The sequence below is a fragment of the Paenibacillus sp. FSL E2-0178 genome (genome assembly GCF_038593005.1).
In the GTDB taxonomy this organism is placed as follows: domain Bacteria; phylum Bacillota; class Bacilli; order Paenibacillales; family Paenibacillaceae; genus Paenibacillus_AQ; species Paenibacillus_AQ phytohabitans.
The window spans coordinates 1,091,909-1,109,940 of record NZ_CP151953.1 but is presented as its reverse complement, the minus strand read 5'-3'; the positions used below and the strand labels follow the sequence as shown (position 1 = coordinate 1,109,940).

20 protein-coding genes are annotated in these 18,032 nt (G+C 52.1%); 12 read left to right on the top strand and 8 right to left on the bottom strand.

The window, feature by feature from the left end; genetic code table 11:
- Nucleotides 1-194: 194 nt before the first annotated feature.
- The 3 genes from MHI42_RS04950 to fsa form a co-directional block, all read right to left on the bottom strand.
- Nucleotides 195-1,406: an MFS transporter gene (locus MHI42_RS04950; protein ID WP_342422981.1), complete on the bottom strand. Its 1,212-nt coding sequence runs from the start codon at nt 1,404-1,406 to the stop codon at nt 195-197.
- Nucleotides 1,407-1,418: 12 nt separating this feature from the next.
- Entirely contained in the window at nt 1,419-1,856 is a 438-nt protein-coding gene (locus MHI42_RS04945) for a MarR family winged helix-turn-helix transcriptional regulator (protein WP_171716392.1), read from the bottom strand.
- A gap of 146 nt (nt 1,857-2,002) precedes the next feature.
- On the bottom strand, nt 2,003-2,650 hold the full coding sequence (gene fsa / locus MHI42_RS04940; RefSeq protein ID WP_039298111.1) for a fructose-6-phosphate aldolase: 648 nt from the start codon (nt 2,648-2,650) through the stop codon (nt 2,003-2,005).
- A 208-nt stretch (nt 2,651-2,858) separates the two neighbouring features.
- Here fsa and MHI42_RS04935 point away from each other — a divergent pair, with 208 nt between their 5' ends.
- The gene (locus MHI42_RS04935) at nt 2,859-3,332 is read left to right on the top strand and encodes a hypothetical protein (protein ID WP_342422980.1); all 474 of its coding nucleotides are present in this window, start codon (nt 2,859-2,861) and stop codon (nt 3,330-3,332) included.
- On the top strand, nt 3,316-3,870 hold the full coding sequence (locus MHI42_RS04930) for a macro domain-containing protein (RefSeq protein WP_342422979.1): 555 nt from the start codon (nt 3,316-3,318) through the stop codon (nt 3,868-3,870). The genes MHI42_RS04935 and MHI42_RS04930 overlap by 17 nt, the downstream gene beginning before the upstream one ends.
- A 61-nt stretch (nt 3,871-3,931) precedes the next feature.
- Here the strand turns inward: MHI42_RS04930 and MHI42_RS04925 are convergent, their stop codons facing one another.
- A complete protein-coding gene (locus MHI42_RS04925) occupies nt 3,932-4,129 on the bottom strand; it encodes a hypothetical protein (protein ID WP_039298117.1) in 198 nt (65 codons plus the stop codon).
- Nucleotides 4,130-4,201: 72 nt separating this feature from the next.
- Between MHI42_RS04925 and rpiA the strand changes: the two genes are divergently transcribed.
- The 6 genes from rpiA (at nt 4,202) to MHI42_RS04895 (ending at nt 11,441) form a co-directional block, all read left to right on the top strand.
- A complete protein-coding gene (gene rpiA, locus MHI42_RS04920; RefSeq protein ID WP_171716542.1) occupies nt 4,202-4,882 on the top strand; it encodes a ribose-5-phosphate isomerase RpiA in 681 nt (226 codons plus the stop codon).
- Entirely contained in the window at nt 4,866-5,357 is a 492-nt protein-coding gene (locus tag MHI42_RS04915) for a VanZ family protein (protein ID WP_342422978.1), read from the top strand. Before rpiA ends, MHI42_RS04915 begins: the two co-directional genes overlap by 17 nt.
- A gap of 136 nt (nt 5,358-5,493) precedes the next feature.
- On the top strand, nt 5,494-5,934 hold the full coding sequence (locus MHI42_RS04910) for a GNAT family N-acetyltransferase (protein WP_342422977.1): 441 nt from the start codon (nt 5,494-5,496) through the stop codon (nt 5,932-5,934).
- A 211-nt stretch (nt 5,935-6,145) separates the two neighbouring features.
- Entirely contained in the window at nt 6,146-6,598 is a 453-nt protein-coding gene (locus MHI42_RS04905; protein WP_042136684.1) for a MarR family transcriptional regulator, read from the top strand.
- On the top strand, nt 6,595-9,753 hold the full coding sequence (locus tag MHI42_RS04900) for an MMPL family transporter (protein ID WP_342422976.1): 3,159 nt from the start codon (nt 6,595-6,597) through the stop codon (nt 9,751-9,753). Before MHI42_RS04905 ends, MHI42_RS04900 begins: the two co-directional genes overlap by 4 nt.
- Nucleotides 9,754-10,019: 266 nt before the next feature.
- The gene (locus MHI42_RS04895; RefSeq protein ID WP_342422975.1) at nt 10,020-11,441 is read left to right on the top strand and encodes a sigma-70 family RNA polymerase sigma factor; all 1,422 of its coding nucleotides are present in this window, start codon (nt 10,020-10,022) and stop codon (nt 11,439-11,441) included.
- Nucleotides 11,442-11,524: 83 nt separating this feature from the next.
- Here the strand turns inward: MHI42_RS04895 and MHI42_RS04890 are convergent, their stop codons facing one another.
- Complete coding sequence (locus MHI42_RS04890; protein ID WP_171716384.1) at nt 11,525-12,199, bottom strand: tetratricopeptide repeat protein; 675 nt, start codon at nt 12,197-12,199, stop codon at nt 11,525-11,527.
- A gap of 240 nt (nt 12,200-12,439) precedes the next feature.
- On the opposite strand from MHI42_RS04890, the gene MHI42_RS04885 reads away from it, so the two are divergent.
- The 3 genes from MHI42_RS04885 to MHI42_RS04875 all read left to right on the top strand — a co-directional run bounded on the left by MHI42_RS04885 (nt 12,440) and on the right by MHI42_RS04875 (nt 14,570).
- Complete coding sequence (locus MHI42_RS04885) at nt 12,440-13,441, top strand: aldo/keto reductase (RefSeq protein ID WP_042136690.1); 1,002 nt, start codon at nt 12,440-12,442, stop codon at nt 13,439-13,441.
- 315 nt (nt 13,442-13,756) lie between these two features.
- The gene (locus MHI42_RS04880) at nt 13,757-14,119 is read left to right on the top strand and encodes a hypothetical protein (RefSeq protein WP_342422974.1); all 363 of its coding nucleotides are present in this window, start codon (nt 13,757-13,759) and stop codon (nt 14,117-14,119) included.
- A gap of 292 nt (nt 14,120-14,411) precedes the next feature.
- The gene (locus MHI42_RS04875) at nt 14,412-14,570 is read left to right on the top strand and encodes a hypothetical protein (protein ID WP_179093555.1); all 159 of its coding nucleotides are present in this window, start codon (nt 14,412-14,414) and stop codon (nt 14,568-14,570) included.
- A gap of 151 nt (nt 14,571-14,721) precedes the next feature.
- Here the strand turns inward: MHI42_RS04875 and MHI42_RS04870 are convergent, their stop codons facing one another.
- The 3 genes from MHI42_RS04870 to MHI42_RS04860 form a co-directional block, all read right to left on the bottom strand.
- On the bottom strand, nt 14,722-15,624 hold the full coding sequence (locus tag MHI42_RS04870) for a manganese catalase family protein (protein ID WP_042136694.1): 903 nt from the start codon (nt 15,622-15,624) through the stop codon (nt 14,722-14,724).
- Nucleotides 15,625-15,727: 103 nt separating this feature from the next.
- On the bottom strand, nt 15,728-16,033 hold the full coding sequence (locus MHI42_RS04865; protein WP_342422973.1) for an HNH endonuclease signature motif containing protein: 306 nt from the start codon (nt 16,031-16,033) through the stop codon (nt 15,728-15,730).
- A 3-nt stretch (nt 16,034-16,036) separates the two neighbouring features.
- Nucleotides 16,037-16,249: a hypothetical protein gene (locus MHI42_RS04860; RefSeq protein WP_039298136.1), complete on the bottom strand. Its 213-nt coding sequence runs from the start codon at nt 16,247-16,249 to the stop codon at nt 16,037-16,039.
- A gap of 328 nt (nt 16,250-16,577) precedes the next feature.
- On the opposite strand from MHI42_RS04860, the gene MHI42_RS04855 reads away from it, so the two are divergent.
- Nucleotides 16,578-17,939, top strand: coding sequence for an extracellular solute-binding protein (locus MHI42_RS04855; protein WP_342422972.1), 1,362 nt, complete (start codon nt 16,578-16,580; stop codon nt 17,937-17,939).
- Nucleotides 17,940-18,032 lie beyond the last annotated feature (93 nt).

The following is an 18,032-nucleotide window of genomic DNA, read 5'->3' as shown; positions in this document are numbered from 1 at the left end:
TGTAAACGCCGGGCGGTTTTTTTGACGCTGGCGAATATCAGACTTCAGAAATAACCACAATAAAAGGTGTTGTGAACGATGAGTGCCGCCCTGTACAGCAGCATTCGGTTCACCGGAGTGGAACTTGGACCGCCGATGGTTCGCTGCTGCTGATGTCATGGGGGCATTGGAAGGTATTTGGACTATTGCGGGGGTTACGTGTGGCTGATCACATCCTGTGCATGGGAGTGGCGTCTTCTGCTGCGCTGTGATGCATAGACGAAGAGGTAGATTACGAGCAGCAGGACAGGTGCGATTATGGAATATCTGTACATAACGGCATAACTTGTATACAAGGCAATTGCACCAAGCAGTAAGGTGCCGATGGCGACTCCGAGATCAAGGGAGTTAAAGAACATGCCGTTAGCCAGTCCGCGCTGGCGTGGTTCTACGGATTGGATCATCCAGGTCTGGAGTGCAGGCTGCATCGACCCGAAGCCGAAGCCGTAACATAAGGCGGCAGGGAACAAGGCAGCTGTCGTTGATGCAAAAGAGAGCAGCAGCAAACCGCCGGCGATAAACAGGCTTCCCGGGATGAGCAGTGCTGCCGGGCCAAAGCGGTCATAAATCTTGCCGGACAGCGGACGGATAATCACAATTGACACGGCATTGAACAGGAAGAAGTAGGCTACGTGGGACAGGTTCTTCTCAACTCCAAAGAGCGCCAGGAAGCCAATCAGTCCGCCATAGGAGATGGATAACAGGAAGTTAAGCAGGCAGGGAAGAAACAGCCTGCGGTATGCCCCGCCCCCGGAGGCTGAAGCGGGTACTCCTGCGGGCTCTTTGTGTTGCGGGGGCAAGGTCTTGGCCAGGCGGTAGCCCAGCGGGAAGATAATAGCCAGCGCAGCTCCTGCGCCGAGGAGCAGGGAGCCAAAGCCGGGTCCCTGCAGCAGGCTGAGCCCGATCAGCGGACCGGCTGACATCGCCAGACTGGTGGACAGCCCGAAATAGCCCATGCCTTCACCCATCCGGCGGACAGGGATCACATCGGAGGCCATAGTCGGAAAGGCTGTACTGGCCATCCCGAAGCCAACACCGAATAACATCCGGAGCAGCAGCAGGGCAGCGATACTGCCTGCGAAGTAATAGCCGGCTACGGCCGCGAGTGAAACGGACAGTCCGAGGAAGATCAGCAGATTACGGCCGCCCTTCTCCATGGCTTTGGCCGAGAATAGACGGGAAGCGATAGCGCTGAGTGCGAACAGGCTGGTTACGAGGCTGACCTGCACGGAAGTTGCATGCAGTGTTCCTTCCGCATACGCCGGAAGGGTGGACAAGGTCATCTGCAGGCCGGTGAACAGCAGCAGATTGCATAGGGTGAGAGTAATGAAGGACTTGGTCCATAGACGTTCTGTTGAATTGCTCAAAGGTGTGTGCTCCTATTCTTGATGGTTAGTGTTGTGGTAGATCAGCTCCAGCATGCTGCGGAGCTCTTCAAGCTGCTGCGGATTCAGCCCGGCCACGGCAGTATTAATGGTCTGCTGCTCCAGTTCGAGCGTATTTCCGATAAGCGACTGCCCTTCTTCTGTGGCGTAGAGCTGAAAAGCCCTGCGGTCACCGGGATTCATTGACTTGCTGATGAACCCTTTCTTGAGCAGGAGCTCAACGATCCGTGCAGTGGTCGGCTGGTCCTTGGCGGCAGCAGCGGCAACCTCCTTCTGGCTGATCCCGCTGCGGTCACAGATCATGAGCAGGACCGACCATTGCTCGGGTGTAATATCATAAGGCTTCAGAGCCCTGGCAAAGCCGGTGGTAATCCTGCGGTGGGTGGAGCCCAGCAGGAAACCGAGAAATTGCTGCGGAGAAGAATGCGGCATGAAAAATGCTCCTTCAGAAAATTAGTTGTTATGACAATTATAATCACAACAATCAAATTGGTCAAGGCATTTGCGTGACAGCAAATAACAAAAAGCCCCGCTCCGCGTTAGCGGAAGGGGGCTTAAACTAATAAACCGTTATAATTTTAAACTTGCGGCACTTTCTCCCAATCCTTCAGGAAACGCTCAATACCGTTGTCTGTCAGCGGGTGCTTCCAGAGGGAAGGCAAGAGTGAACCAGGGATGGTAGCAATATGAGCGCCGGCAATAGCTGCTTGCTCTACGTGGGCGATATTGCGGATGCTGGCTGCAATGATTTCGGATTTCAGGCCATAGTTAGTGAGAATGGTCTTCAGATCCTTGATCAGCTTCATGCCGTCAACGCCGATATCATCCAGACGTCCGACGAACGGGCTAATATAAGTAGCTCCCGCTTTGGCTGCCATGAGGCCTTGAGCAGCGGAGAATACGAGCGTAACGTTAGTTTTGATGCCTTTCTTAGTCAGTTCATAACAAGCTTCAAGGCCATCTTCAGTCATTGGCAGCTTGATTACGACGTTCGGAGCCCATTCAGCGATTTCGTAAGCTTCCTTAAGCATTTCTTCTGCTGTGAGACCGATAACTTCGGCACTGACCGGACCGGGAACAATCGCCACGATCTCTTGGATAACATCTTTAAACAATCTGCCTTCCTTGGCGATCAGCGACGGGTTCGTCGTTACGCCATCCACTAATCCGAGGCGGGTAATACGTTTGATTTCCTCAATATTTCCGGTATCCAAGAAAAATTTCATTTCCAGGTATCCTCCCTTGATTTCGTATGGATTGACAAATCAGTTTGCTCCACTTCATTATGAGACATGCCACGGGAAGTTTCAACTGTTAATTTGAATATCTCAAAATAACTTTATAGATGAAACGCTTAAATAAACATTTCTTGCCTCTGGGCCATTCCCGGCAGACTTCTCTACATGATAATATAGAAACGGTATTGTCCATTTCATGCGATTGGCGGTGAAGGGAATATTTATTTTGATTGGAAGTGTGGTGCTGTTTCTGCTGTTCGCCGCCGGAATTATTGCCTTTCAGAACAGCAGAATGCTTGCTGAACGGGAGAATGATTCATCCAGAGCCTATACCGGCCATTTGATGTATTCTGTATATCATCAGACTTTCTCTCCGAATGAGGAGTTGCCGGAAGCAGTCCCTTTATTTCAATTCACGCTGTTTGACGGGGCTGACGGAGAGTCCTTCATCACGCATGCGCTGTGCAGGGTTGCTGCCGGACGGGGCGAGATGGTGTTGTCCGACGCGCAGAATTATATGCTCAGCAATCTCCGCCAGGCCGCGATGCAGGGAGTCCGGTTTGAACATTTATCTTTTCCGGGCAAGGCTGTCCGCAGGGGGGAGAAGGAATTGATTAAAGCGCTGGAGACTGCGGCGAAACAGGAGGCCGAACATGCAAATCACAGTTAATAATGTAGTGATTTCAGTAAGTGAAGGCGATATTACTGCCTGGCAGGGTGAGATGATTGTGAACGCATCCAACTCAGGCCTCTACGGGGGCGGGGGAGTGGACGGGGCGATTCACCGGGCGGGCGGACCCCGGATTGCAGAAGAATGCGCTGTAATCCGGCAGAAGCAAGGCGGGATACTCCCCGGACAAGCCGCGGTAACGACAGCAGGTCTTCTCCCGTTCCGGGGAGTCATTCATACCGTAGGACCGATTTGGAAGGGGGGCACTGCAGGCGAGACGGCTATTTTATCCCAATGTTACCGCAGCAGCCTCAGTCTGGCATGCTCTAACGGAGCACGGAGTGTCGCCTTTCCGAACATCAGTACCGGAATCTATAACTTCCCCAAAGAGCTGGCCTGCAAGACGGCGCTGGGTTCAGTCGTGACTTATGTGCGTGAACGGACATCAGTGGAGCTCCCGCTGCAGCGGATTGAATTTATCTGCTTTGAACATGACAATGCCATATTATATGAGGCCATGCTCAAAGAATATAGCTGAGCTGACAGTGTAGGCCTGCCTGCTGATCTGTTCGGGCTTACATATTGTCCTTAACTATCCGTTAGGCGTGATATTTACCCGTGGGTGCGTTCAGTACCCATTCGAGCATCATCATCATATCTTCCAGCCGGGTCAGCTGGACATTCAGCGCTGCCCGCTGCGGATCACCGGCAGACAAGGGTGCCAGCCGCGACTCCAGAGATCTGCGCTGAAGCGTCAATTCGTTGATTTTGGATTGAATCTGATTTTCGGTTCTCATCCGGAATCCTCCTGGTGTGCATTATTGTACTTGGTTCATTATAACGGATAACATGGGGGTAATAAAATGAGTATCAATGTTAAGCAGCTGGCAGCAGAGAAAGCCGTCGAGTACGTACAGGACGGAATGAAGGTAGGGCTGGGTACCGGTTCTACGGCTTACTGGGCCATCCGCAAGCTGGGTGAACGTGTGAGTGAAGGGCTGAAGATCACGGCAGTGGCTACCTCGCAGGCTTCGGAGGATCAGGCCCGTGAGCTGGGAATTCCGCTGGTTGCTTTTGGCGACGTGGATTCTCTGGATCTGACCATTGACGGTGCGGATGAGCTTGATGGTGCACTGCAGCTGATCAAAGGGGGCGGCGGCGCGCTTCTCCGCGAGAAGATTGTTGCGATGGGCAGCACCCGTATGATTGTGGTCGCAGATGAGAGCAAGGCCGTGACCACACTTGGCAAATTCCCTCTGCCGGTTGAGATCGTGCCGTTTGCCTGGGAGTGGACTGTCGCTGACCTGGCCAAGCTTGGCTGTAAGCCGGAGCTGCGCCGCAGCGCCGGTGAGCTGTATAAGACGGATAACGGCAACTATATTGCCGACTGCCGCTTCGAGGCTATTGACTCGGCTGCTGATCTGGCGCTTGCCCTCCAGCGTATTCCGGGAGTCGTGGAGCACGGGCTGTTCATCGGCATTGCCGATATGGCAGTGATCGGCAAGAATGACGGCACCATTGAAATCATTGAAGGTGAGAGCAATCTCTAACACGCGTAAACACCGCCGGAAAAGAAAACCGGCGGCAAATAGACAGAAGCTGCCCCCGGGGCGGCGGATACTGGCCTGGCTGCTGCTACTCATATACAGTGCAGTGCTGATCTACTGGATGTTTCTCGGCTTTGGACGGACGCTTCAGACAGAGGGGCCGCTGCGCTACAATCTGGAGCCGCTGCGCACCATGCGTCTGTATTTTGATATGAGTAACGGAGTGTCTTACTCGGGGCGGCTGGTTAACCTGCTGGGTAATGTGGCCGTGTTTGTGCCTTTTGGTATCCTGCTGCCTCTGGTTAGCACCGCTTACCGCTCAGTGCTGCGGTTAACGCTTGTATCCGTTCTATGTATAATAGTGCTTGAGCTGATGCAAATGCTGCTGCGGGCGGGTAGCCTGGATATTGATGATCTGCTGCTTAACCTGCTGGGGGTATGGGCGGGATATGCACTGCTGCGGCTGGTGCGGGGATAGGCGGAGGCTGCTCTGAACCTTTGATCTCACCGGCAACAGGAGAACCTTCTCCACTTAAGCATGTGCTTTCGAAGCAGGCTTGCAGGAAGCCGCTTAATGGTGGGAAGTGCTATACAAACTTTTAGGAGGTCAAATAATGTTGATTGATTTGAAGCCGCTTGTCGGAACCCCTGAGGTGAACGAGCTGCTGGCTTATGCGGTTATAGATGATCCGGATGCGCTGGAGCGCACGTCGGCAGAATACCGGGAGCAAACGGCACTGCAGCTATGCGGCTGGGAGGAGGAAGGGCTGCTGCTCGGCCTCACCGGCTTTGAAGAGACTGAGGACGGATCGCTGGATATCCGCCATATTGCAGTGCTGCCGGAGAACCGGGGCAAGGGCTATGCGCGGGGGATGATTCTGGAGCTGGTGACGACCCGTCAGCCGCGTTATCTGGTGGCGGAGACCGAAGATGAGATTGCCGCGGATTTCTACCGCAGCCTTGGATTTATGTTATACAGTCTGGGCGAGAACGCAGCCGGAATCGAAATGTTCCGCTGTGTGTACGAGGTTGAAGAGACCGAGGACGAGGAGTAAAGCGGAAGGCTGGCCTCAACGTAACAGAACATTACTGACAGATTATAGGGGAAGAGAACAGCCATTCAGCACTTTACGGTGCAGGGTGGCTGTTTTTGCGCTGGAATGTAAAATTCATGATCAGCGGTTGACTTTTTAAGAATAGGACAATATAGTTTTACTGTGAAACTGTTCTACACGTGAACTATTATTTCGTAAAGGAGGAACCCGCATGAAAAAGGATGCAGAGGAATGGATCAACCGTTACGTGGACGCTTATATGGTTGTGACCAGGCAGATTAATGCCAGACTCAGGGATATTTTTGGCGAAGGGCTGACGAATGACCAGTTCCTGATTCTCCGGCTGATTGCCGGACAGGAGAAGTGTACCTCCACCTATTTGGCTGAGGCAGTGGCGGTGGGCAAGAGCTCAATTACGGCTATCATCAACCGGCTGGACGAAGCGGGAATGATTGAGCGGACCCGTGATGAGAATGACCGCCGGCAGGTGTATCTAACGATGACGGAGCATGGCAAAAGTGTCTACAGCACTTCCGAGAAGCAGATGCAGGAGGTTATCTCCCCCTACTTGTTCCACTTCGAGGATCACGATATCGAGCGGTTCATTACGATGTTTGAGAAGCTGGCATTTCTGATGCAGGAACCAGGAGGTAGAAACAATTGAGAACCATTCTAAAAGCAAGATGGGCAATTATCGCTATATGGCTGGCGGTGGCAGTAGTGTTATTCCTGACCGCCCCGGCTATGTCCGATCTGGTACGGGAGAAGGGGCAGATCTCGGTCCCGGCAGGATACACTTCGTCAAAGGCCGCCGAGATCATGAAGGAAGTGGCAGAAGCCAAAGGCGGGGAAACGGTACATCAGGTTGCGCTTGTGTTCAACAAGCCGGAGGGCCTGCAGGCTGCGGACACCGAGAGTATTAAGCAAGGCGTTGAGAAGCTGGCCGCGAATAAGGATTCCCTGAATCTCAGTGCGATTACCGATCCTTTTACACAGCCTGAACTTAAGGATACCCTTATTGCTAAAGACGGCAATACGGTCATGGTTGCTTTGTCGGTGCAGGGCGGAGAGGAAGAGGTTAAAGAGCTGCCGGCCAAGGCCGGGACATTGCTGGGTGATGTCACCGCTGATCACTATATGACCAGTGAAGAGCTGATTACAGAAGATACGATTGCCAGCTCGGAAGCCGGGCTGAAGAAGTCGGAATACATTACAGTTGTCTTTATTCTGCTCATTCTGTTCGTTGTGTTCCGCTCGTTCGTAGCGCCGTTTGTGCCGCTGCTTACCGTGGGGCTGAGTTATATTGTGTCACAGTCGGTTGTGGCTTTTCTGGTGGACCGGTTTGATTTCCCCCTGTCCACATTCACACAGATATTTATGGTCGCTGTTATGTTCGGGATCGGGACGGATTACTGCATCCTGCTGATCAGCCGGTTCAAGGAAGAGCTTGCCCATTCCGAGGATACACAAAGTGCTATTATCTCTACTTACCGTAAAGCGGGCGGTACCGTATTCTATTCAGGGCTGGCGGTGTTCGTCGGATTCCTGGCGATCGGCCTGTCCAAATTCATGCTGTACCGTTCAGCGGTCGCGGTGGCTGTCGGGATTGCCGTGATGCTGCTGGCGCTCGTGACGATTGTACCGTTCTTCATGGCGGTGCTGGGTCAAAAGCTGTTCTGGCCGTCACGCGGCAAGCTGGAGCACAGCGAGAGCCGGATTTGGGGGGCGGCAGGCTCCTTCTCCCTGAAGAGACCCTGGGCTGCGCTGCTGATTGTGGCAGTCATCGTTGTGCCGTTCCTGCTTACATACAGCGGGAAGCTGAGCTTCAACAGCATGGATGAAATCGGCTCGGATTACGCGTCGGTCAAAGGCTTCAATATTATCTCGGAGAGCTTCGGTCCGGGTGAGTCGATGCCGGGCAAGATTGTCATTAAGAATGATGACCGGATGGATACGGCTGAATATATGGGCCTGGCCGAGAAAATCAGCCGTGAGCTGGAAAAGGTGGACGGAGTCAAGGCTGTGCGCAGCATGTCCCGTCCGACCGGGGAGCAAATTAATGACTTCCTGATCCCTACCCAGGTCGCTACGCTCGCCGACGGGCTGGATCAGAGCAATGAAGGCTTAACCAAAATTCAGAGCGGGCTTGCAGAAGCAAGCGAGCAGCTGAAAGAGAATGGGCCGAAACTTACAGAGGCCGCATCCGGGAGCGCCAAGCTGACGGAAGGTACAGCTGAGCTCAAGGAAGGCATCGTTGCGCTGGGTGACGGCCTGTCACGTATTGAGAACGGCATCCGCAGCGGATCAGCCGGTGCCGGAGAGATTAAGGCCGGCCTCTCGCAGGCGGCGGCAAGCGCGAAACAGCTGGCAGCGGCCAATACCGCGCTGCTCGAAGGCTACAAGAAGATCGGCAGCGGCCTGACGGCGCTGGATGGAGGGCTTGCCGGCCTGCAGACACAGCTTCAGGGTGTTGCAGATGCACTGACAGGTCTGGAAGGCTCCTTCGCTGGACTTGAGACTGCACATCCGGAGCTGCTGCAGGATATCAATTACCAGACGATCAAAGGTACAGTGACGCAGAGCGGCGCTGGAGCTGCAGGGCTGGCCGGAGGGCTGGGCCAGATATCGGCCCAGCTCAAAGGGGCGGCAGCGGGGCTGAGCGAAGCCAATGCCGGTTATGCCAAAGCGGCAGCAGGCCAATCCGCGCTGGCGAAAGGGCTGGATCAGCTGGTGGCCGGTATCGGCCAGCTGCAATCCGGCCTGAATCAGGCGGCAGACGGACAGGGGCAGATTGTCGGCAAGCTTCCGTCCATCACCAGCGGGCTGGATCAGCTGCAGGGCGGACAGCAGCAGCTCGCGGACGGTTTCGGTGAGCTTACAGGCCAGCTCGGCCAGCTGACAGATGGTCTTACACAAAGTGCGGATGGCCTGGGACAAATCACAGGCGGCCTGAGTTCCGCACAGGATTACCTTAAGCAGATTCAGGATGCCAAGGATGACGAGCTGAGCGGGTTCTTCGTACCGGCAGAGGCGCTTGAAGCTGACGGCATTCAGCAGGTGTTTGATACCTATCTGTCCGGAGACCGCAAGGTCATGACACTGGATGTTGTATTCGCTGAGAATCCATACAGTGCTGAAGCCATTGACAGTGTCGGGGATATCCAGGCGGCAGTGGACCGCGCCGTGGCTGGTACGAAGCTGGAGAATGCGGAGACAGCCATGAGCGGCGTGACCAGCACCTACAGCGATTTGCAGAAAATCTCTAATGAGGATTACACGCGGACGGTGATTCTGATGCTGGGCGGTATTTTCATCATATTGGTGCTGCTGCTCCGGTCAATCATTATGCCGCTGTATCTGATTATCTCCCTGCTGATTACCTACTTTACAGCACTGGGCGTAACGGAGGCGATCTTCGTCCATCTGCTGAACTATTCCGGGATCACCTGGACGACTCCGTTCTTCAGCTTCGTTATGCTGATTGCCCTCGGGGTAGATTATAGTATCTTCCTGATGGCCCGGTTCAATGAGAATAAAACATGGGATGTGCGTGAAGCCATTCTGCATGCCATGCGGAATATGGGGACGGTAATTCTGTCAGCCGTTGTTATCCTGGGCGGTACCTTCGCCTCGATGTATCCTTCAGGGGTGCTGTCGATGATGCAGATTGCCACCGTGGTGCTCTCGGGTCTGGCCCTGTACGCATTGCTGTTCCTTCCGTTCTTCGTGCCGGTAATGGTGCGGCTGTTCGGGCGGGCCAACTGGTGGCCGTTCAGTACGGCAGCTGCAGAGGAAAAGCCGAAATCCCTGAATCTCTAAGGTTCAGTATTATCTGATAGGATACAATAAAGAGCAGGCTTCCGGTTTAATGGAGCCTGTTCTTTGCTGTTTACATAAGAAGAGAAAATAATTGTTCGTACTGAGGTAACCTTATGCGCCTGTGCTTCATCTAAACAGCTATATACAACTAACAAGCGGGAAGCAGCAGCATCCCGAAGGAAGGGAGGAGATCTACCCTGGATACCGTACAAGAGGATCTGGTCCAGCGTGCACAGGCAGGCGACAGTGAGGTCTTCATCCAACTGGTGAAGAGTCTGGATAGGCGGATGTACAGTATGGCGAAGTCCATGGTCAGGAATGACGAGGATTGTGCGGACGCCATGCAGGAGACTGTGCTGAAGGCATTTAGAGCAATCTCCGGATTGAAAGAGGCGGCATATTTCAACACTTGGCTGTTTCGTATTCTGATCAATGAATGCAACATGATTCTGCGCAGAAGGGACAGGGTTGTAGTCATGTCCGATCCGCCGGAGAGTATAGAGTCCTCTTCTTCATCCGCAGAAGATATGGATCTGCGTCAGGCCATCAGCGGGCTGGAAGAGGTATCGCGTACGATTGTTAAGCTGCATTATTATCAGGGATTGAGGCTTCAGGAGATTGCAGAGCTGCACACACGTATGGAGGAAACTTACCGGATGATCGTTGAACGGGATGAGGCAAGCTTGGAGGAGGCTCCAGACAAGAACATCTCCAAACACAGGAGCAAACGTAGCTGGCTGTTCCGGCTGATGATTAGTGCCGCATCTGTGGCCGCCGGGCTGGTGATCATTGTTAGTCTGGGGTTCATCTCTCCGGCAATGGCAGAGACCCTGAAACAGTTGCCGTTCATGGAAAGTGTATTCAGACTTGTAGGGGATGCCGGGCTTCAAAAAGCAAATAAAGCAGGTCTAACCACAAATATTCAGCAGAGCGTTACTCAGGACGGGACGACGATCACTGTTTCGGAACAAATGTATGACGGAAGCCGCTTGTCATTGGTGCTTACCCGTACTCAGGCAGACGGCGGTGACAAGGGGAAATGGTTAGATTTGACCCGTATGGGTGAGGAAGCGGGAGGAATCAACAATATTGAGTTTCGGGTGAACGGAAAATCGGTGAATACGGGAAACGCCATGGCTTCGGGAGGTACGGGAGCACCTGACTCTGTCATCGTTACAGCACTGAGTGGGGTTAATCTGCAACTCCCTGAGCAATTTGATCTCACCATGTTGGTCTCTATTAATGGAATTGATCAGCCATTCCGCTTTGAGTTTCCGGTGAGCAAGAATACTTTGGGCGATCTTGTGCTTGTTCCCGGAGAGGTCAAGGTACATGACCATATTCATTTGCGGGTCACGCGGCTGGAACTAAGCCAAACATCGACCCGGCTGCTAACTGAAGTTACGGGAGACCCCGGAGCGGATATCAAGGCTATAGAGGAAGCTATTCCAGATAAATACAAGCAACAGGGGAGTTTCATTTTTTGGTTCGAGCTGTGGGATGGGCAAGGGCAAGAGGCTGTTATGGTAGATGGCAGCAGTAGCGGTAACCGGCATACGATATCACAGAGCAGTGTCTTTGAACCTTTTGAGAAGAGGCCGGAGAGTATCATAATCAAACCTTACGTCTGGAAAGACGGGCATAAGCTTTATATTCCTGAACTTGAGATAACGGTTCCTGTAAAATAACACAAACAACCTCCGGGGCACGGTAACGTGCAGCAGCCGGAGGTTGTTTGCGGTAAAGGTCCTGTATTATTATAGTCTGCCGCTCAGCGCAGCTTGGCAAAATAACTGCGCAGCGCCCAGCCGCGTTCCTGCCGTTTCTTGTATTTGGGTAATGAACGGTAAATGGCAAGCGATTCGGCAAAAGCACGCTTGGCATCTTCCCCGCGCCCCAACGCCTTGTACATGGAACCTGCCAGATAATAAGCTTCGCTGGAGGAGGTCTGAATCTCCTGGAATTGGCTCACATAGTAGAGGGCCTTGTCGTGGTCCGTATGCCGGAAGGTTTCGGCGAGCCGAAGGTAGGGCTGCCCGTATTGCGCCCTGCGGTTGATCTCCAGTCCCTTGAGCATCTGGGACTCTCCTTCGGAGAGCAGTCCGAGCTTCAGGTTCGCGTATCCCAGCTCCACCCAATACTCAGCCGATGTTTCGTAACGGTCAACAATTGCTGTCAGAAGCTCCTTGGACTCGCTGTAGCGTTTGCGCTCTGTCAGCAGCCGGGCCAGATCGAATTTGGCGGTTACATCATTCGGGTTCTGCATAATGGTCGTCCGCAGTTTGGAGATCTGACGTCTGCGGCGAAGGGGCTTCGTAACGCTGGGAAAAATCCCGACATAACGGCGGTCCAGGAAATACAGTACGACAAGCAGGATAATCAGGGCCAGAAATGGATTGCCTACCAGCTGGGACAGCAGCAGATAACCGAAAAAAAGTTTGAACATGAATTCCCTCCGTTATGGTTGTGTTTATGTAAGCTTCCTGCAAGAATTAGAGCAGTATGGCAGGGCAATTATACCATATCCTCCTTTTTTAAGGCCATGGCCTTATTATGCAGTGTTAATGGCACGATAATTGACAGCCCGTAGGGTAAGACTTAAGCTTTGTGTACAGTTATATTGTCTCATAGCTATATAAGCTCTTACATATTGTATTCAATTAATTCTCTGAGAGAAGGATGAAATATGGAGACACTCGCAAGCAAGGTCAATTTACGCCCGCTGGGGCAGTCAGATTTATCCGTATCGCCGCTTGGACTCGGCTGCTGGCAGTTCAGCCGGGGAAGCGGCATTGTAGGCCGCTATTGGAGTAATCTTACCGATACGGATATTCTGGAGATCGTGAAGATCAGCCTGGAAGGCGGTATGAACTGGGTTGATACGGCAGAAATCTACGGAGGGGGCAAATCGGAAGAGGCGCTGGCTCATGTGCTGGATCAGCTCCGGAAGGAGGGCAGTCCGCATGCCGCACCGCTGATCGCTACCAAGTGGTGGCCGCTGCTGCGGACAGCCGGCTCGATTACCGCAACGATTGACCAGCGTATCGCCTGTCTGGGGGGAAGAGGAATTGATCTGTATCAGATACACCAGCCGTTCTCCTTATCCTCCATTGCCAGCGAGATGAAAGCCATGGCAGGACTTGTGCGGGCAGGCAAAATCCGTTATGTAGGCGTAAGCAACTATTCGGCCAAGCAGATGGTAGAGGCACACCGGCTGTTGAAAACCTACGGGCTCCCGCTGGTATCCAATCAGGTCAAATACAATCTGCTGCACCGCAATATCGATCAGAACGGAACTCTGGCCGCTGCCAAGGAGCTGGGAATTTCCATTATCGCCTACTCTCCATTGCAGCAGGGCATCCTGACCGGACGCTTCCACAAGGATCCGTCGCAGATTGCTGCAGTCTCCCGGATCCGGCGGATGCAATCGGGTCTGGACGATGCCAGTCTGACCCGCAGCAAGCCGCTGATTGATTCTCTGGGTAAGCTGGCAGAGAAATATGAGGTGACACCGGGCCAGGTAGCCCTTAACTGGCTGATTCACTATCATGGCGACACCGTAGTCGCCATCCCGGGAGCATCCAAAGCCCGCCATGCCCGGGAGAATATCGGAGCCATGGCCTTCCGGCTAAATCCGGAGGAGCTGGAACTGCTGGATGAAGCGTCCTGGGCAGCAGTGAAGAAATAACGCGGAATTAGGGGCGTTTTAGCTGCATTTCGTACAATTAAATCAACTGATTATCGATTGACTGGGGGGTTAACTGTATTTCATACAGCTAAAACCCCTTCTTTCGTTAAATATGGACTTTCGGCCATTTTTAATTGTACAGAATACAGCTAATCCGGCACATTCTGTTTTTTGCTACCTTTTAATTGTATGAAATACAATTATCCGCCGTTTGGGACTTCTGAGAGTTCACATACATAATCAGGCAGGTGCGGGTGCTGGTTTTTTCTGCGTAGGACATGTTGAGAGCTAATCAGACCGAGGGAGTGAACCGGAATGAATGAGAAATGCTGGGTAGTCGTACAATATCCCTTGAAAAGCATCAAAGGGAGCCAGCGCGATGAATGGTTGAGGGATAAAGTAACGGAATATCTGAATAAATACTTGGCTGATGCTGAACTGGGCTATGTGGATGGTTATGATTTGGGCAAAACGGTGTCAGACCCGCATCAATTTGTGCTTAACATCTTTTGTGTCGTTACAAATGAACAACGGGGTATGGCTCTGATCAAAAAGGTATTAAGAGAGCATAGGCTTGATTATACCCGGATAAAAATGGCCACGATGCCCTTTGAGGGCGGAGGAACCTATACGCTGAAATATGCCTCTAAGAAAGGCGTGACTGATTTTTCGTTATAATGCCTTCATCCTACCATTCAGGGCTTGTGTATCAACGTAACGTGATGGAATAAGATTGGTTCATGAGGTGAAGATCATCACAGGTTGTTCGCTGCTCTCCTCCATTAATGATGTTAATACAAAGATAAGTCTCAGCGGCGGACCCGGACTTTATTTTTCAAGTCTGGGTCCGCTATTTCCATTTTTCTGAGATAAAACTGTTTAGGAACTGAAAGAGCGGGTTATATAAGGGATAAGATATTTCGCACTCACGCAAACTAAGGTGAAGATTACAGAAGGAGGTTGAACTTCAATGAGTATGAGCGTACATAATCTTATGGCTTTTAATCATCAGTTTTTTAGACCTCAGCCCGTTCTCAATCCTAAGCCGCAGAGATCAGAAGACAAAGTCCAGAGCTTTCAGGAAGTTCTCAATGAGAAGCTCAGTGCCTATGGCGATAGGAAGAAATGAATCTTTACTAGGAACCACCAGATGCAGAATATATCGCAGCAAACTATAGAACCAGCAGAAGCAGGTGCCTTCCATCATAGGAAGGCACCTGTTTTTTTTGCAATATTTATTTGTTAACTCTTCTTGCTTATGATGGTTAAACCTTGAAATCCTATTCTCTTATGTTGGCTGCTGACTGCAGACGTGCTGCAATAGCCAGAAATTCCTCTTCGGAGAATCCCGGTGCGAATTCTTCCGGTACTTCAGGTGCATCGGGAACCGGGAATCCCTTAGGCGAGCCTTCGATGACTTCAAGCGGCTGGCCGTCCTCCGGATGCGGTCCCTTCCAGATCTGCTTAATCGCCGTGAAATCACCTTCGCTGTTCGTGTACAGCTTCGTGTGCAGTCCGCGTGATTCGTATTTGCGTGTCTCGTTGAAGGCTTTGTTGCTGAGGGAAGGGATGGGGACGAGTTTGCTTACATCAACTCCCGTGGCCATCTCCAGCGCTTTGGCATAAGCCACGACATGGACTCCGCCGCGGACGAGCAGATAGCCTACTACTTCACGTGCTGCCGGATGATCCGTTAATTCGTACACCTTCATTTTGTGCGCACGGGCTCCGCATTCCAGGAAGAAGTTGTGCAGCAGATCGAGAATCAGGTTCCCGCTGTTGAACACATATTCCCCGCTCCAGGGACGGCCCATCGAGTCAAAGGGCATAGACGACTGCGCACCGCTGAGCGCAAAATAAGTGTTTCGCGCATCTTTGAAAGGTTCAAGCGGAGTCTGATCCGGGTCCTTGTACGATGTCGATCCGAACAGGCATTTATTGACCGCATGTGACACCAGCTCTACATGCCCCAGCTCTTCGGCAGTGATGCTCGTAACGAGGTCATAGAAGGGCTTGAGCTTTTTTTTGCCGCGGAAATTGAAGGACTGGAACAGATAGTTGTTCAGAGTCGACATCTCGCCGAATTTACCGCCCATCAGCTCTTGAACTGCAGCCGCGGCATTTGGGTCTGGACGCTCTACTTCGGGAATCTCAATGGCAATTTCGTCAAAGCGCTTGAACATAAATGCACCTGCCTCACTATAGATTGTGGTTAGCCTGTCGGCCATTCTCTGCTCTATAGTGTCTCTATAACAGGCAATCTATTCATGCATAATGCCAAGCCGCCTAACGTCCGCCCCGCACATGTTTGGATTTACGAAGCTTAGGCTCGGAACCGGGCGGCTGCCTGGTAATCCATTTTAGATAAGCGGCAATCTGTGAGTCGCGCCTCAGGTTGTCCAGCGTGGTCAGGTTAAGAACAACCAGATCACTATTGGTATATAGGGCATGAATCTGCCGGTGGCAAGCCTTGCAGAGAAGTGCGGTAGGCAGCAGCGCTCCGCCTTTCTCCCTGGGAGTCAGATGATGGACGGTGGTTGCGAGAGGGGAACGGCCGCATAGCTCACACTTGCCCAAGGCTTGTTCCTTCATGGGCTACGGCCGGACTTCGAAGAATTCGCAGCGGCTGCGCGAATAATAGGTTAAATCGCTGACCCGGGACTGGATAACAACATCCGAGTCTGTGAAACGGACCACCGTCGCACCTGAATTCACCAGATGGTCATCCTGGAATACACGGACGGGCAGCTTGCGGTCAATCGCTTCCTGCAGATCGCTGTCGGTCAGCAAAGGACGGTTGATGGGCATGGGATAATTCTCCTTTATATCGGGATAACTGCTGTACAGCAAATACAATTAGTATACCTGGGTCCACGCTTCAAATCCACTTCGGCAGCTTCAGTCACCGGAATTCCACCGCGAATAGCAGATGAGATGAAGAAATCCGGGGGCGGGCAGCAGCCGGAAGTCCAAATGTCACCGCAGTGACGATGAAGCTTCAAGTTCAAACTTAAGTGCATCTTATATAAATCATAAATATTTCTACCATAAACCGGGAGTTTGCCTCCTCAAAAAAAACATCTGCCTACTGTACACTAAATCTTGTAAGAGAAACCTTTGAGAGGGGTACAGAGGAATGAAAAAAGGAAAAAACCTGGCGCTGACGCTGGTTTCCATCATGCTCATGAGTTCGCTCGCGGCATGCGGAGGAAACAACAACGGCGGCAACAAGGCTGCAGAAGGTAATACAGGCGGCAACGCAGCAAGCACTAATGCACCGGCAACTGAAGGGGCTAATACAGAGCCAGCAGAGAAGGTGGAGCTATCCTTCTGGACACTGGGCAACGTGAACTATGAAGAACTGGCTACTGAATACACTAAGGAACATCCGAATGTAACCATCAAGGTACAGAACACCGGTGACCAGACGGCCCACCACAACAACCTGACCACAGCGTTGTCGGCCGGTTCGGGCGCACCTGATATTTTCCAGCTTGAAATCGGTTTCATGGAACGCTTCCTGGGCGCACAGGACAAATTCTACAACCTGAACGATCTGGGTGCCAAAGACATCCAAGCCAACTATCTGGACTGGAAATGGAAACAGGCTTCTTCTATTGACGGCAGCTTCCAGCTTGGACTTCCGACAGATATCGGACCTACTGTAGTCTATTACCGTACCGATCTGGCTGAAGCAGCCGGCCTGCCAAGTGATCCTGAAGGGTTCAGCGCAGCGATCGATACCTGGGATAAATTCGCTACTGTAGCCAAAGCCTTCAAAGATAAAACCGGCAAATACTTCTCCGATCTGACGGATCTTACGTACAACGCGCTGCGTGACCAGTCTGCTGACGAAATCTACTTCAGCAAAGCGGACGGAACCTTCATCGGCGACACCAATCCGCAAGTGAAGAAAGCCTATGATTTTACTGTAAAAGGCATTCAAGAAGGCTGGATCAGCAATGTTATGCTCTGGTCGCCTGAATGGGGTCAAGGCATGAACGACGGTTCGTTCGCAGTGGTTATGGGCCCGGCATGGATGGCTGGTAACATCAAGAGCAACGCACCTGATTCCTCCGGCAAATGGAAAATTGCCCAGCTTCCTGAAGGAGCCGGCAACTGGGGCGGTTCATTCATCACCCTTCCTAAGGAAGGCAAGCATTCGAAAGAGGCTTATGATTTCATCCAATGGCTTGTTAACAAAGACAACCAGCTGGAATCCTTCAAGACCAAAGGTCTGATGCCTTCCATCCCTGCACTGTATGAAGATCCTGCATTCGTAGACTTCAAGGATGAGTTCTTCGGCGGTCAGCAGACAGCTGTTGAATTCGGTAAAGCGGCTAACCGCGTTAAACCGGTATACTACGGACCGCTGCATGACCAGACGGATACCTTCTTCAAGAATGCGCTCAAGAACGTACTTGAGAAGAAAGCTGATCCGGCAAAAGAGTGGGAAGATGCTGTAAAGCAGTCGAAAACTCTTGCAGAGCGCGGCTAAATTCCTGGTGACGCTAATCTTAGTCTATTGAGGAAGACGATTCCTCAAATGTCCGGATTCACGGAGAGCGTCATCCTCTGTGAGTCCGGATTT